Origin of the sequence: Lysinibacillus sp. A4, assembly GCF_024919535.1 — a bacterium.
Classification (GTDB): Bacteria; Bacillota; Bacilli; order Bacillales_A; family Planococcaceae; genus Lysinibacillus; species Lysinibacillus capsici.
The window spans coordinates 434,047-448,279 of sequence record NZ_JANWTB010000001.1; the positions used below are offsets into that span (position 1 = coordinate 434,047).

General features: G+C 39.9%; 15 protein-coding genes. 2 read left to right on the forward strand and 13 right to left on the reverse strand.

Annotation, left to right across the window (positions count from 1 at the left end):
* Window positions 1-187: 187 nt before the first annotated feature.
* The 4 genes from NY607_RS02585 to NY607_RS02600 form a co-directional block, all read right to left on the reverse strand.
* A complete protein-coding gene (locus tag NY607_RS02585; protein ID WP_259419116.1) occupies window positions 188-982 on the reverse strand; it encodes a M55 family metallopeptidase in 795 nt (264 codons plus the stop codon).
* The gene (locus NY607_RS02590; RefSeq protein ID WP_227744834.1) at window positions 979-1,710 is read right to left on the reverse strand and encodes a M15 family metallopeptidase; all 732 of its coding nucleotides are present in this window, start codon (window positions 1,708-1,710) and stop codon (window positions 979-981) included. Before NY607_RS02590 ends, NY607_RS02585 begins: the two co-directional genes overlap by 4 nt.
* 287 nt (window positions 1,711-1,997) lie before the next feature.
* A complete protein-coding gene (locus NY607_RS02595; protein ID WP_131519817.1) occupies window positions 1,998-3,056 on the reverse strand; it encodes a DmpA family aminopeptidase in 1,059 nt (352 codons plus the stop codon).
* 1 nt (window position 3,057) lies between these two features.
* Entirely contained in the window at window positions 3,058-3,756 is a 699-nt protein-coding gene (locus NY607_RS02600; RefSeq protein ID WP_259419117.1) for an aspartate/glutamate racemase family protein, read from the reverse strand.
* Between the two features lie 225 nt (window positions 3,757-3,981).
* On the opposite strand from NY607_RS02600, the gene NY607_RS02605 reads away from it, so the two are divergent.
* The gene (locus tag NY607_RS02605) at window positions 3,982-5,379 is read left to right on the forward strand and encodes an alanine/glycine:cation symporter family protein (protein ID WP_237900268.1); all 1,398 of its coding nucleotides are present in this window, start codon (window positions 3,982-3,984) and stop codon (window positions 5,377-5,379) included.
* Between the two features lie 122 nt (window positions 5,380-5,501).
* On the opposite strand, the gene NY607_RS02610 is transcribed toward NY607_RS02605, so the two are convergent.
* From NY607_RS02610 to NY607_RS02620, 3 genes are all read right to left on the reverse strand, one after another.
* Window positions 5,502-7,463 carry a methyl-accepting chemotaxis protein gene (locus NY607_RS02610; RefSeq protein WP_237900266.1) on the reverse strand — a complete coding sequence of 654 codons (1,962 nt, stop codon included), beginning with the start codon at window positions 7,461-7,463 and terminating at the stop codon, window positions 5,502-5,504.
* A gap of 175 nt (window positions 7,464-7,638) precedes the next feature.
* Window positions 7,639-9,318 carry a methyl-accepting chemotaxis protein gene (locus NY607_RS02615; protein WP_237900265.1) on the reverse strand — a complete coding sequence of 560 codons (1,680 nt, stop codon included), beginning with the start codon at window positions 9,316-9,318 and terminating at the stop codon, window positions 7,639-7,641.
* A gap of 155 nt (window positions 9,319-9,473) precedes the next feature.
* On the reverse strand, window positions 9,474-10,292 hold the full coding sequence (locus NY607_RS02620) for a hypothetical protein (protein ID WP_259419118.1): 819 nt from the start codon (window positions 10,290-10,292) through the stop codon (window positions 9,474-9,476).
* 101 nt (window positions 10,293-10,393) lie between these two features.
* Here NY607_RS02620 and NY607_RS02625 point away from each other — a divergent pair, with 101 nt between their 5' ends.
* A complete protein-coding gene (locus tag NY607_RS02625) occupies window positions 10,394-10,960 on the forward strand; it encodes a delta-aminolevulinic acid dehydratase (RefSeq protein WP_237900261.1) in 567 nt (188 codons plus the stop codon).
* Window positions 10,961-10,990: 30 nt separating this feature from the next.
* On the opposite strand, the gene NY607_RS02630 is transcribed toward NY607_RS02625, so the two are convergent.
* The 6 genes from NY607_RS02630 to NY607_RS02655 all read right to left on the reverse strand — a co-directional run bounded on the left by NY607_RS02630 (window position 10,991) and on the right by NY607_RS02655 (window position 14,220).
* Window positions 10,991-11,527, reverse strand: coding sequence for a DUF1572 family protein (locus NY607_RS02630; protein ID WP_237900259.1), 537 nt, complete (start codon window positions 11,525-11,527; stop codon window positions 10,991-10,993).
* Window positions 11,528-11,590: 63 nt separating this feature from the next.
* Window positions 11,591-12,472, reverse strand: a complete 882-nt coding sequence (locus NY607_RS02635; protein WP_237900257.1) for a hypothetical protein — start codon at window positions 12,470-12,472, stop codon at window positions 11,591-11,593.
* Entirely contained in the window at window positions 12,465-12,980 is a 516-nt protein-coding gene (locus NY607_RS02640) for an RNA polymerase sigma factor (RefSeq protein WP_081011064.1), read from the reverse strand. The genes NY607_RS02635 and NY607_RS02640 overlap by 8 nt, the downstream gene beginning before the upstream one ends.
* Before the next feature lie 114 nt (window positions 12,981-13,094).
* Window positions 13,095-13,703 (reverse strand): SCO family protein, encoded by a 609-nt coding sequence (locus NY607_RS02645; RefSeq protein WP_259419120.1) that lies wholly within the window; start codon window positions 13,701-13,703, stop codon window positions 13,095-13,097.
* A gap of 104 nt (window positions 13,704-13,807) precedes the next feature.
* The gene (locus NY607_RS02650; RefSeq protein WP_004229459.1) at window positions 13,808-13,930 is read right to left on the reverse strand and encodes a YvrJ family protein; all 123 of its coding nucleotides are present in this window, start codon (window positions 13,928-13,930) and stop codon (window positions 13,808-13,810) included.
* Between the two features lie 65 nt (window positions 13,931-13,995).
* The gene (locus NY607_RS02655) at window positions 13,996-14,220 is read right to left on the reverse strand and encodes a DUF2922 domain-containing protein (protein WP_259419121.1); all 225 of its coding nucleotides are present in this window, start codon (window positions 14,218-14,220) and stop codon (window positions 13,996-13,998) included.
* Window positions 14,221-14,233: the final 13 nt, after the last annotated feature.

A 14,233-nucleotide genomic window follows, 5' to 3' on the forward strand; every position in this document is an offset into this window, starting at 1 on the left:
TACATACTCGTTGTCACGGTTATGAGATTAAATTGTCAGTTCTACCAAACCACTCAGACAGCGTGTCCCACTGCATTTTGAGCAGGTCTAGCAAACTTTTGAGCGGGTCCACCACTTTTTGATGACTTCTCACCTTTCATGAATTAGAATCCTCACTTGATATAAAAGCTCCCACTAAACCTTACCATCATGTTAAAAATTGCAGGACACGCAGCACCTCATAAAAATCATGGGTCATGAACTCCACGGTATTATGCGGTTTGAATTTGGCATTTGGATAAAATGAATTACGATAGGCTCGTGTATGGTCACGATAAATAATTTCTACCCTAAAGTGTTCTGGCAACGTTACCTGTAATGCGGCACGTGGAACCTTCATAGAAGACTCCACCAGTCGCTTAGTTTCCATGATAGTTAGTTGTGGACTGACACTAATCGTCGCATTGCCAATGCCTTCCTTTGTAGCAAACGTGACAATGTGTTCATTTACGGCCTGAATCTCTTCTGTCAACCCCACATCCCCACTTACAAAGGAAACGGGCACATCGTGTAAGGCTGCTGCATACGTGTTGATGAGAAATTCGCTCGCATATTCGCCATTGATTTTGACATCTGCGTATGTGCAAAATGTGTGGGCTAGTGGGTTACGTTCACTGCCACCCTTGCTGTGATAGCCGATAAAAATAGCACGATCGAAGCTTTTATCGAGACCCGCTACCATACACATAGGGTCGTATGTCCAGCCACGGATAACTTTACAGTTGATTGGTAAATTGGAAATGTCTAGATTGCGGGCTGAATCATGTGCGTCCTTTACTAAAATTTCGGTTGCGCCCCCCGCTATCGCTCCTTCAATGGCAGCTTCTACTTCTCGTGTCATTTGTCTTTGGAAAAACTGATAGTCAGGTGCATTTAACTCGGTTTCACTCCACGAAGTTGTACCTGTAATTCCTTCAATATCTGCACTAATATAAATTTTCATAGAAATCGAAACTCCTCTACATTATGATTTTGAATTGTTGCGTGTACTGCTCCGTAATGAGCTACCTGTGCTTGAACACGTCTAGCCCATGCCACATTGCCATAATCGTAATGCCACCATTCCTCCTCATAGTTCGTAAATCCAGCAAGTGTCATACAGTTATACAGCAAACGTCGGTGCTGACAGGCAAGTGGATTTTCATGCGTTTGCTGTTCAAAATAACGGGTCGCCGATTTTTCATTCATTTCATCAAATGCAGTCCCAAGATCGAGGGCTTTACCATGAACATCTGCAAGTGTTACATCGATGGCACCCCCTGTTAAATGGGGGGCTAAATGGGCTACATCTTTACTTGGAAATGCTACATATTTTTTGGTCGCCTGCACAATCTCTTGTGATGTTAGCTGCGGCATCCTTTTTGCTAATTGCTGAGAAAAATGGCTAAACAAATGCTGCTGTACTTGAAATGGGCGATAGCCATCATAAAGTAATAAGCAATACTCTTGAGGTAATAATGTTAACGCCTGTTGCAAACGCTCATAGACACCTTCTCTTACATAAATAACTCGTAAACTATTAGAAATCTGTTGCTGATAGTAGATGGGCTCCATAAATATCCTAGGATGAGCACCTGTAAGCTGGATAAGCGGCTCATTGTTTTCACAGACAACTGGTGATGGCGAGGGGCTTCCATTTAGAGAGGGTGCTATCGGTTGAAAAAGGTTCATAATAACAGAACCCCCCTTTAAATAGTTAGATAATTCAGTTTTTTAAGTTGAATGTTATCACATCTCTCTATCATTGACTAGATAAAAAAAGAATAATTACAAAATAATGGATAAACTCTTATAATGATACATATTCCTGCAATTGACGGATCGAAAAACCACTTATATCCTCTAATTAAGGATTTTATTCATCTTATAGCTCGCTCATGCTAAAAAATTAACGAAACCTGTTTTGGTGCTCAAAAAAAGCCATTGAAACACAATTGCTGTTTCAATAGCCTTTTCTTTTATGCCTGTTGAAAGGAATAAGCTTGCACTGTATGACCATTGCGGCCAGTTGTTGTCTTAGCTTGGGATAATGAATTTAGTATCGCTTCCTCAGTCGCTTCCGCTGCGGCTGTAAACAATTGATTCATGATGGGATGATCCTCACGAAGCTGACTTCTAGTCTCAATAAGCTGATCAGTGGTATGAGGAATACAATGTGCCGTCGTGAAGCCAATCACAATGTCACCACTACCATGTGAAAAATGACTGCCTGTCCGTCCTAAACCAATACCACAGCGCTTAATGACACGTGTTAATTGTCGACTACTTAGCGGGGCATCTGTCGCAAGGACAATGATAATGGAGCCATCTGTTGGTGATAGAGTAGATTGGTTTTGCATAGTTGAGACTTTGTAATGCTCGGCTAAAAACTCCCTGTCTTGTCCAAAGTTACTAAGAACTAGGCAGCCTACTGTATAGTTCACTTCATTTGATTCTACTTTGACGATGCGAGAGGAAGAACCAATTCCTCCTTTGTAGCCGAAACACATCATCCCCTTTCCTGCACCAACAGCGCCTTCCTGTGCCGTCTTTGTAGAGGCTTGACGAATGGCTTCTATGGCATGCGCAGGTGTCACTGGACAAGCTCGAATCGAATTAAGATAACTATCATTACACTCGCCCACAACGAGATTAATGGTTCCTGTTGTCAGTCCAATGTCTTCATTCCTATCAAGCATATAGCTTAATGTACCTTGTGTCACAGCTGGTACGCCAAAAGTATTGGTTAACATAATGGGCGATTCCAGTACACCTAGTTCATTCACTTGCACAAGTCCCGTTGTTTTTCCAAAGCCATTTAGTACATAGCTTGCCGCTGTCACCTTTTGCTGAAATACATTGCCTCCATGCGGTAAAATGGCTGTAACGCCTGTACACGCATAGGCCCCATTCTGATCTAATGGCTCATCCAATGTCACATGCCCCACTTGAACTCCTTCTACATCGGTGATGCAGTTTTTCTGACCAACTGGTAACACACCAATTTCAATGCCCAATTGTCTTACTTTTCCCTGCATATTATGCATCCTCCTCAATCGCCATTAACACAGCAGCCTGTGCATGGATAGCAGTTGTATCAAACACTGGAATGCTAACATCCTCCTGCTGAATCAGTAAGCCGATTTCCGTGCAGCCCAAAATTACCCCTTGTGCCCCCGCATGTACAAGCTCCTCTATCACTTGGCTATAGTACCTTTTAGATGCTGGTACAATGGTACCAAGACACAATTCATTGTAAATAATTCGGTTGACTTCCATTCGGTCGTTGCTGTCAGGCACGATCACCTCTATGGCAAAGCTTTCTACCCTTGCCTTATAAAACGCTTGCTCCATTGTGTACTTTGTACCAAGAAGCGCTATTTTCTGTAGCCCCGCTTCTTTGATTTGCTTAGCTGTGGCATCCGCAATATGTAAAATAGGAATGGTTATAGCAGGCTCGATAACATCAATGACCTTATGCATTGTATTGGTACAAATGATGACTAGGTCTGCGCCTGCCCGCTCCAGTGCTTGTGCAGCTTGAGCTAGAACCTCACCTGCTTTGTCCCACTCCCCGTTAGCTTGAAAATGCTCAATTTGCTGGAAATCTACACTAAACAAAATACATTTCGCAGAGTGTAGGTCCCCTAGCCTATGTTTAACCTGTTCATTGATAAGTCTGTAATATTCAGCAGATGACTCCCAGCTCATCCCACCGATTAAGCCGATTGTTTTCATGTCTACATCACTCCTTTTTCTATTATTATACGCCTCCCTCACACAAAAATAAGAGAATTTTCCAAAAGCAATAGATGGTGTTTGGAAAATAATACATAAAAAGAGTTTCCCCCATTAATAAAATTAAAATCTCAAAATTTTATCATATTTCATTATATTAAAAAAAGTTGATTTTATATAAAAAAACAGTGTAGACTAAAGCGTATTGTGAAAGGAGGACAACTTATGGAATGGATCTCAACAATAGTTGATAGTGGAAATAATATTTTATGGACATATATCCTCATTATCTTACTTTTAGCAGCAGGACTATATTTTTCATTCGGTACGAAGTTTGTACAAATTCGTCTTTTTCCTGAAATGTTTCGTTTAATTGTAGAAAAAAGAGAGGGCGATTCGGGGGTTTCTCCGTTCCAAGCCTTTACCATTAGTGCTGCTTCACGTGTCGGCACAGGAAATATTACAGGGGTAGCCTTAGCCATTGGTGTAGGCGGTCCTGGTGCAGTATTTTGGATGTGGATAATCGCGATTTTAGGGATGGCCACTGCCTTCATTGAAAGTACCTTAGCACAGGTCTATAAAGTGAAGGATGGCGATACATTCCGTGGTGGGCCCGCCTACTATATGGAGAAAGCATTAGGTCAACGAAAGCTTGGCATTATTTTTAGTATTCTATTAACATTAAGCTTTGGCTTTATTTTTAATGCTGTGCAATCCAACACAATTGCCACTTCAGTCGGCGAAGCCTTCGATGTAAATCCAAAGATAATCGGAGCTATACTTGTCATTTTAACTGGATTAATTATTTTTGGTGGTGTCCATCGAATTGTAAAGGTGACACAAGTTCTTGTTCCCGTTATGGCCATCTTCTATTTACTTGTAGCTCTTTTTGTCGTAGTGACCAATTTAGCGGAAATCCCACATGTTTTTTCATTAATTTTCACTCATGCATTTGGCCTACAGGAAGCTGCTGGTGGCGCAATTGGGGCAGCAATCATGCAGGGCGTACGTCGCGGTTTATTTTCCAATGAAGCAGGGATGGGGAGTGTACCGAATGCTGCTGCGACTGCTAATACTTCACATCCTGCTAAGCAAGGACTTGTACAAAGCTTAGGTGTCTTTTTTGATACGATTATGATTTGTACAGCCACTGCCTTTATCATTATTTTAGCGGGCTTATATGATAAAGGTGAGAGTGATGGTATTATTTTGACGCAAAATTCTTTAGCTGTTCATGTTGGTGATTGGGCTCCTTATTTTATTGCCATCTCCATCATTTTCTTCGCTTTTAGTTCGATTATTGGTAATTATTATTATGGTGAATCCAATATTGAATTTATGGATGCCCATAAAGCTTGGATGTTTTGCTATCGAATTTTCGTATTAGTTATGGTCATGTTCGGCTCCATCGCACAGGTACAGCTTGTATGGAATCTCGCTGACCTCTTTATGGGGCTGATGGCGCTTATCAATATCGCCATCATTATGATGCTCGGTAAAATTGCCTTCCTCGTGCTAGACGACTTTACTGAGCAACGTAGAGCAGGAAAAAATCCTGTCTTCTATGCAAAATCAATCCCAACCTTAAAAAATACAGACTGTTGGGAAGAAGAAGATCGATAAAATACTGAACGCCACTTCTAAAATTGGAGTGGCGTTTTTTGAAAAAAACGGTTGTTCTGCTCTACTAGTACAGCATTTATCAAAACTTAACGCCACCCCAAATTATGGAGTGGCGTTGTGCTTTAATATTTAAACTGACTAATCAGTAGCTTTAATTCATCCGCCATATGTGCGAGTGCTTGCGCAGAGGCATTGATTTCCTCCATTGAGGCTAATTGCTCCTCTGTTGATGCTGCGACATCCTCAGACGCCGCTGCATTGCCTTTTGCAGAGAATGCCAAATCTTCGGTTACTGCTGCTACCTCTTGAACACCTGCAGACATCTGTTCAGAGGCTGAAGAGACCTCCTCCATTTTAGGGGTAATTTCATTCATACTTGTCATAATGACTTGGAATTTTGCAATGGCTTCATCGGAAATATGCAATCCACTTTGCACATCCTCTGTAACCTTCGCCATAATACTGACAGATTGCTCCGTTTCTTGCTGAATCCCTCGGATAAGCTCAAATATTTGTTTCGCTGATTCCTGTGATTGCTCTGCAAGCTTACGCACTTCGTCTGCCACGACTGCAAAGCCTTTCCCATGCTCTCCTGCTCTCGCTGCTTCGATAGCTGCATTTAAAGCTAGTAAATTTGTTTGATCTGCAATGCTTGTAATCACATCTAAAATGGATGTAATTTGCTGAGAGCGTTCATGCAATGTCTGGATTTTCGCATTGGAGTCTGCTACGGATAAATGAATGGATTGCATTTGATTCTTTGTATTTTGAACAGCTTGTCCGCCTTCATCCGCCTGTAATGTCGCATGCTGTGAAAGGTCCGTCACAGCGGAGGAGATTTCAGCAATATGCAGAATGGCAGTAGAAAGCTCATGTAAAGAAGCTGCATTTTTATTGGCACTAATCGTTTGAGAATCAGCACTTGTTGCAACATCCTGAATGGAAATCGCCACTTTTTCTGTTGCAATGCTTGTCTGATTGGCATTGGCAGTTAGCTCTTCTGCTGAAGAAGCAACCTCCTCTGCATTTTGTTCAATTTTTTGAATTAGTGTCCGTAAGCTTTCTTGCATATCATTAAAGGCTTGTCCTAATTGGCCAATCTCATCTTTTGACGTAATGGTTACCATTTCCGTGAGATCCCCTTTGCTGATCGTAACCGCACTATCCTTTAAGGCTTTAATTGGTTTAATGACAGCCCTCATTACAAAATAAAAAATGATAGAACTGATGATAATTGCTGCTATGAGGACTAGAATCGTATGGTATAAAATCGAGGAAGCAGACTCATCAATTTCTTCAGCAAAAATCGTTCCTGTTATTTTCCAATTTGTCAGTTCATTTGTCGTATAGAATAAAAGACGATCATCACCATTAAAGACATATTCATACGTACCTGATGGACTTTCGTACATTTTATCAAGGAAGCTTTCTTTCAGCTCCCCTCCTGCTTCAAGTGTAGGATGTGAAATGACCATCTTGTCTTTTCCAAAAATAGAAGGATACCCATTTTTTCCGATTCGAATTGAATCAGCAATTTTTTGAAGATCGGTTAATTTTATATCAATTGCCACAACTCCAGCATGATCCTTCGTCTGCTTAGCAACTGTTACCACCATATCACCCGTCCCCGCATCCTTGTAAGGGTTGGTGATCAAGGTTTCTCCTTTTAAAGCTGTCGCCTCTTTATACCAATCTCGATCTAATGGATTATAGTCTGCACCATTCAATTTTGGCTCCTGTGTAAATCGACCGTCATTCATGCCAATATAAACACTCAATACATCTGCATTAAGCTTTGTATATTGCTGAAATTTAGCCACAATCGATGCTTGTGCTTCTTCATATTGGCCCTCATCTATTTCACTGCTAAATACATTGATGTCACTCATTTTCTCACTAATCGTTTTGTCAATGAGCTTATTTAAAATGCCTACACTTTCATTGGCACTAAATAAAATTTCTTCTTCAATCGAGTCTTTTGCAGATAAATAAGACAAACTCCCCACAGATATGACAGGGATAAGTAATACTAGCGCAAATAGCGTATAAAGCTTGCCCTTAAAACTGCTAAATAGTTTCTTCATATATCAATCTCCTTTTGATTTTTTTAAAACCTCTCCCTCTCTTTATCTCCTTACCATTTCTCCCAAAGCTTTTATCGGACGAAAAAAACTATTTCTAACATTTTTACGATTTTCATACTATTCAGGCTTTACCGACAAATAAAAACCCCTGTACCTGGACAGGGGTAAGTTGGATTTAGTATTTAAACGACTGAATAGATTCTTGCAGGTCTATAGCCATCTTTGCTAGATGGGTTGAGGCTGCTGCTACCTCCTCCATCGCTGCATTTTGTTCCTCGGAAGAGGCTGCAACACTTTGCACATGATGGCTTGATTTACTCGACACTTCACTAATATAGTCGATTTCTTGCACTAACTTTTCAATATCTTGATGGATTGTTTGAATGGCTGCCGTAACAAGCTCGGTCTGTGCTTGTACATCATTAATGGCATCATCAATTTGTATAAAATTATCCCTTGCCACATTAACCTTTTCACGACCTACATGGACAGAATCATTACTATTTACCATATCTTCCTCGATAATCCTCGTGCTATCTGTAATTTGTGCCACTACTTTTTCAATATCGACTGCAGCAAGATTTGACTCATCTGCTAGCTTGCGGACTTCCTCTGCCACTACCGCAAAGCCTTTCCCATGCTCCCCGCTCCTTGCGGCTTCAATGGAGGCATTGATTGCTAGTAAATTGGTCTGTGTCGCTATACTCTTAATGACATTTACTGCTGATACAATCGCCGCTGTATTGTCATCTAAATCTTGCACACGTGTATTTAGCTCACTTGTGTTAGTAGAGATTTCATTCATTTGCACTGTTACATCATGTACAGAAGAACGACCTGTTTGTGCCATATTTTTCGTGTTGACTGTTGCTTGATTCACGCTTTGTATGCTTGTAGAAATATCATTCATTTTCTTCAAAATATGGGCAGATAAGTTTCGCACATCACCTGTTAACGTATCCTGCTGATCAATACCTTGTGCAATATCATGAATAGATTCTGTTACCACCTCTGTCGCCTGTGTAACCTCCATGCTACTTGCTGTTAGCTGTTCTGATGTTGCGGCAACTTGCTCAGAGGAGTTTCCTACCTGTTTCATCATCAGTCGAAGCTTTTCGGACATACTATTGAAGGAATCGGCTAAGTGCGCAAACTCATCCTTGGTTTTAAATTGTAAATGCGTATGCAAATTCCCTTCCGAAAATTTATCCATTTCTACCACGGTTTGTTGAATATTTTTTGCGATCCGTCTACCGAATAGTGTCGCAATGATAATGCTTATAAGTAGAGATATAGCCACTAGAATCATAATTTCAAGGCCACTTCTCTCTCCTTTTTGCTTTGTCGTCTCAATATGTGCTAGCATATCTTCTTGCTGCGCTGTTGCCATCGTTTTTCCAAAAACAACTAATTTCTGAGAGCCCTCACCTAAAATCGGTAAAGCCATTTGTTGTGCTTGCTGATGATCCCCGCGTTGATAAAGTGGCACAATCTGCCCATCTATAGCCTTCTCCCAGTCATTAAGCTGGGATAGAAATTTTTCAAAATCCTCATTGCTATCGCCTATTTCCTGAAGTCGATTAATCGACGTATGTAAGGTATTGCGGATTTCATGATGATTGTTGAGCATTTCTTCCTTGCCATATAACATATACCCACGAATAGCCGCATTCGCTCGTACGGTTTGGAACGAGATATCTTGATATAAATGGATTAATTCCGTATTGTCTTCGATTTCTGCTAATGTGTGATTATTATTATTCAGGTAGTACATAGCAATTCCTGAAATAAGCAGTAAAAAGATGAGGACAATACCAAAAGCAAATTGCAATTTCCGTTCCACAGTTAGTCTCATATGATTCCCTCTATTCTTCTATAATCCACTTGAGTATAGCCTACCTAAACCTATTAGCCTATAAAATCTATGCTTCTGCTCCTAAACTATCGCTAAAATTTAACAATAATGAGAATTTCGCATCTAATCTATTGACAATAATATCCACTATTTTACTAGTTGAAATAGGAATTAATCATTTGGAAACCATAGAGATAACACCAAAAGAGCGGAAGTAGCAGGAGCATTTTCAGAAAATGACCTCTTTTTTCTAAAAACTCTCGAATGCCTGATGTCAGCATCATCGCACTCAATAATAGTAAGCTATGTTGAGCCCCATAAATCTGCAAAGAGAATGTAATGACCAAGGGCAGGATGGCTGGATAAATAGAATCAGCTAGTGATCTTTTTTCCTCCGTATTGGAGGGCATGCTTTCTTTCTCTGTAGATTTAGTGGCTGTTAATTTCTTTGCAAGCATAAAGACAAGACCAAAAAATAAAATGGTATAAACAATAAATAATAGCCACGACATTTTGCTTTCCTCATTTAACAAATGAAAATAATCCTCAGCTTCTTGTGCTTGCAGTGCATAATACTGTCCTGTTTTTTGATCCATTAGGAAGAATCGTTCATCCTCGACTATTACTTTCATGGCCGTGTCCTTGCCGTTATGGAAGCGTATGTATAAATCACTTACTGCTTCATGGTTGGCTGGTCGACTGCTAAGGTCCTTTTTAGTTTGTAAAACTTGCTGAAGGCGATCTGTATCTTTCACCTCATAGCGGTCGACGTAGAATACTTGCTTTAATGGATATAAATATTGCTCTTTGCCATTACTTCCAGACAAATACCATGCCTCTTTAATCGATTGAATAGGGGTATGCAGCGACACTAGCTCCTCACGCTGCCTTTCATTGTAAACGAAGAGTAGTAGTGTGCTTAAACTCAAAACAATGCCTAGAATAAGTGTATAACTATAACCACCCTTGTGCACTTTATCACCTCCTTTACCACTTTACATTTATAGTAATTATTGTCATATACGATTTACTACTCTAATAAGTTTCAGCTATACTTAAATAGAGGTGATGATGTATGAGTAGACCAGAATTATACGTACATTTAGTAGTCGGTCCTGATTGTGATTTTGAATCCATGGCCATTCGAGCGGCACTGGAATCCTTTGGTGCAGGCGTTACACTCGATTTAATTGGCAGACCAAATGATTTCATTGATATTTTATCTGGAAATGATCTTCCTCACAAAATGGATTATTTGCTATTAAACTTTCACGGCGATGAGGGGCGATTTTGTCTGCCTGAGCTAGGAGAAGAGGTATATGAAGAAAATGAACCAAGGAGTATCTATTTTGAACCTCAAGATGTCTTAACCTATTGTCAGCTACAGGGTGTCAAGGTCATTGCGGCAGGCTGTACATTAGGCTGGCAGCAGCTAGCGACAGCCTTTTTAGAGAGTGGCTGTCATTCCTACCTAGCACCTGATGATTATATTGAGGGTAATGCTAATCTCATGTTTCTAATTCACTTTTTCTATGAGATAATCACAAATCATAGAAGTCAGCAGGAGGCATTTGAACTCGCTCAAGCAACCGACCTAGAAACAGCCTTATACAAGCTCTATTTAGCGGAAAAAAAATCGTAGCACCTACTACTTGGCTACGATCTTTCTTCTTTAGCGTTGATGTTTGTCTAGCATGGCTTCAGTAAAAGCTTGTGACTGTCCTTTAGGAATACTGAGTGTTTGCCAATCAGAGCCTTTTACCTGTTTGGCGATATAAATGATTTGACCGACGTGCTGTGCATAGTGTGCCATTTGTCTTTCAATGGCATCAATGACCGCTAGCCGCTCCCCTCTAATCGTGACATGCCCCTGTAAATCGGATTCTGTTAAATTTGCCAAGGCCTCTAAAAACACTTGCCACCCCTTGTCCCAAGCGGAGATGATTGCCTCTTTGGTGTGAAGACTATCCTCAAACTCATCATCCCGATTTCTCGTTGGCTTTTCTCCATCTGTCGATAAAAAATCTGTCCAGCGGGAAATCATATTACCACTTACATGCTTTACAATCACTGCAATACTATTGGATTCTTCATTGTATGCCCAGTGCAATTGTGCCTCTTCCATTTGGGCAAGCGTTTTATCCCCTAGCTCTTTCACACTTTGAAATCTTTTCTGGACAACTTGTAAATAGGTTTGTGCAATTGTCATAGTCGAACCTCCATCCCCTCTTTTCTATCATTCTATTATAGCTCAATTGAAATGTCTCATGACTTATTCACCAAGAATAAATTCTCTTGCAAGGATCGCCATTTTTTCTTGAACCTCCTGTGGGTTTCCATCGAGTTGATACCCGATATGATAGACATAGCCGTTATAGTAAGAATAAAACTCATTGGCTCTAGTTGTCATTTGAAAGATTCGCTTATCCGTCTCATCGTAATTGTAATAAGTATATACATACCCTCGTTCTGGTGACATCTCCCGATAAAACAGGGGATTCATAAAATTTAAGCCTATATTCGAAACTTTCATCCCTAAAGTTTCTTCCATATTTTTAGACTTCACATAGCTCGCTAAGGGATTATACTTTACATTTGTCACGGTAAAATTAATAAATTGTAAATCCACCCCAGTGGAGGATTTTTCTTTATAGCTAAATTGAAATTGCTTTTGTTTACTACCATCCTCCATTTTTGCTGATACCGCATAGACCTCATGTATATTTGGTTGAAATGGTAAATTTTCAGGATCAGTGAGATGAACGACATCCTCCAGTGATGTTGCTACTGATTGCATCGCCTCTAAACCTTGAAGTGGTGCATAATATTGGATATGTTTTGCCTGACTTAAATAATTAGCAAGTGGAAGAAAATTACTGTATGCTGTACCTTTTCCCTCCACTTCTGTTTGAAATAAATCCGTGAATGTAGGTGTTTCTCCTTCATCCTGTGTAGCTAACTCGCCCATCGGTTTTGCTGCTTGCCATGCAATGAATAATAAAATAGAGCAGGTAATCATTATCGTAACGGCACGATATGTCCATCTTGGCTTGGGCATAACAGGCTCTTGCTGAATCTGTTGTCGAACCTTATGAATAATGGCTTCCTTATATGCTGAAACATCTTGTAGTACCTGCATTGTATGCTTATCCATGGAAAAGCACCTCCCATTCAATATGTTGTAACTCTATTTTTAATAGCTCCTTTCCTTTCTTTAAACGTGATTTCACAGTACCTTCAGGAATCGCAAGTAGCTCCGCAATCTCTTTAATCGTCATCTCCTCCAAGTAAAAATAGACAATTGCTTCTCGTGGTTTGAGAGGTAAGCTTAAAATGGCATCATCTAACAGCGCTTGTTCATCTTGACGAATCAGAGTGTCCGGCAATGTTGATTTTTGTTTGGTAAAAAATTTATGCTGAAATGTTATTTTTCTGTATGCCCAGCTTTTTAAATAATCTTTGCATTTATTGATTGTCATGCGGGCTAAGTATGCCTTCATCTCTCCTCGTTCCTCATATTGTTTTTGATGATAGAACTTAATAAACACATCCTGTACAATATCCTCGGCTATTTGTAAATCCTTTGTATAGTAATAAGCAATTCGAAACAATTGCTCCGTATGTATAGCCATTAACTGCTCGAAATTTTCATGATCTGACACGCCATCATCCTCCTTCTACACTATAAACGACTCACAACCAGAAAAAGATTATTTTTCCAGATAGAAAAATACATAAAAAACCGCCTCAACCATTTGAGACGGTTTACTGTTACTTTATAAATTTTCATCAATATATGTTTCGATATCAGAAGCTATCGTATCAATCGGTACATCTTCAATGTTTTCAGCATAACCATTATACATTTTGACGAGGACACCATCTTTATCGACTAAGAAAAATTGATTGCCATGAATGACTTGGTCACTGTTAGGGTCGTTTTTCACTAAAATCTTTGTATTTTTCACCGCAAATTGTTCGATATATTTCTGTGAATACCCTGTAAGAAGGTTCCATTTAGATTCATCTGGAACATTGTATTTACTAAGATAATCCGCTAACACATCTGGTTGATCAACATCTGGATCTACTGAAAAGGCAACGATGTTATAGTCCTCTACTCCTTTTTTCTGAAGCTTTTCTTGGACTTGTGCCATGTTTAATGACATGGGCGGGCAGATGGACACACAGTTTGTGAAAATATACATACCAATCCAAGGCTTACCTTTTAAGCTTTCAAGCGAAACCGTTTCACCACGTTGATTAACATGTTCAAAATTGGGTATTTCTAGACTATAATCTGCTTTAAATTTTGAGTTTCCACATGCGCCTAGCACAGATGCACAGGCTAACAGCAGCACTAGCCCTATTAATTTACGTTTCATGTCAACACTCTCCCTAACCTACACTATCCCCATCCTAACGTAGGTTGTAAGCGTTGACAAGAACTTCTAAGTGACAGCTTTCGTACATCTTTGTGAAATCCATTTCATTTTAATGAAACGAGTGCAGCATGAATCGCATCAAGCTTTACTTCGACGCGGTGTAATAAATAAAATGACACTAAAATCGGGAAACCGATATCGGATATCATGTTTAACCACTGTTCCATCCTTCTCCTCCTCTCTCATGTTAAAAATGGTCTTTGCACTTCTCGTAGCAAAGACCATTGTTGAATTATTCTGTTACTACTTCAAATTCTGTGACTTGACGATCTACAATACGAGCTCCCTTGATGGCTGACAGTGCACCACTTTGCCCAGTAAAAACATTTTTAGCCATAATCGTTGTCATTGCCTGCTGAATGTCAGTCACCGTGATATCCGGCTTCGGTGCATCAATCGAAAGGGTTGTCGTTTTCCCATCAGTTGTGGCAAATTGCAATTCTAGAACTTGTGTCATTCTGTGATCCCTC

Excerpts from the sequence above, each read along its gene's own strand:
- NY607_RS02585 (WP_259419116.1), bottom strand. The coding sequence starts at position 982 with ATGAAAATTTATATTAGTGCAGATATTGAAGGAATTACAGGTACAACT.
- NY607_RS02590 (WP_227744834.1), bottom strand. The coding sequence starts at position 1,710 with ATGAACCTTTTTCAACCGATAGCACCCTCTCTAAATGGAAGCCCCTCG.
- NY607_RS02595 (WP_131519817.1), bottom strand. The coding sequence starts at position 3,056 with ATGCAGGGAAAAGTAAGACAATTGGGCATTGAAATTGGTGTGTTACCA.
- NY607_RS02600 (WP_259419117.1), bottom strand. The coding sequence starts at position 3,756 with ATGAAAACAATCGGCTTAATCGGTGGGATGAGCTGGGAGTCATCTGCT.
- NY607_RS02605 (WP_237900268.1), top strand. The coding sequence starts at position 3,982 with ATGGAATGGATCTCAACAATAGTTGATAGTGGAAATAATATTTTATGG.
- NY607_RS02610 (WP_237900266.1), bottom strand. The coding sequence starts at position 7,463 with ATGAAGAAACTATTTAGCAGTTTTAAGGGCAAGCTTTATACGCTATTT.
- NY607_RS02615 (WP_237900265.1), bottom strand. The coding sequence starts at position 9,318 with ATGAGACTAACTGTGGAACGGAAATTGCAATTTGCTTTTGGTATTGTC.
- NY607_RS02625 (WP_237900261.1), top strand. The coding sequence starts at position 10,394 with ATGAGTAGACCAGAATTATACGTACATTTAGTAGTCGGTCCTGATTGT.
- NY607_RS02630 (WP_237900259.1), bottom strand. The coding sequence starts at position 11,527 with ATGACAATTGCACAAACCTATTTACAAGTTGTCCAGAAAAGATTTCAA.
- NY607_RS02635 (WP_237900257.1), bottom strand. The coding sequence starts at position 12,472 with ATGGATAAGCATACAATGCAGGTACTACAAGATGTTTCAGCATATAAG.
- NY607_RS02645 (WP_259419120.1), bottom strand. The coding sequence starts at position 13,703 with ATGAAACGTAAATTAATAGGGCTAGTGCTGCTGTTAGCCTGTGCATCT.
- NY607_RS02650 (WP_004229459.1), bottom strand. The coding sequence starts at position 13,930 with ATGGAACAGTGGTTAAACATGATATCCGATATCGGTTTCCCGATTTTA.
- NY607_RS02655 (WP_259419121.1), bottom strand. The coding sequence starts at position 14,220 with ATGACACAAGTTCTAGAATTGCAATTTGCCACAACTGATGGGAAAACG.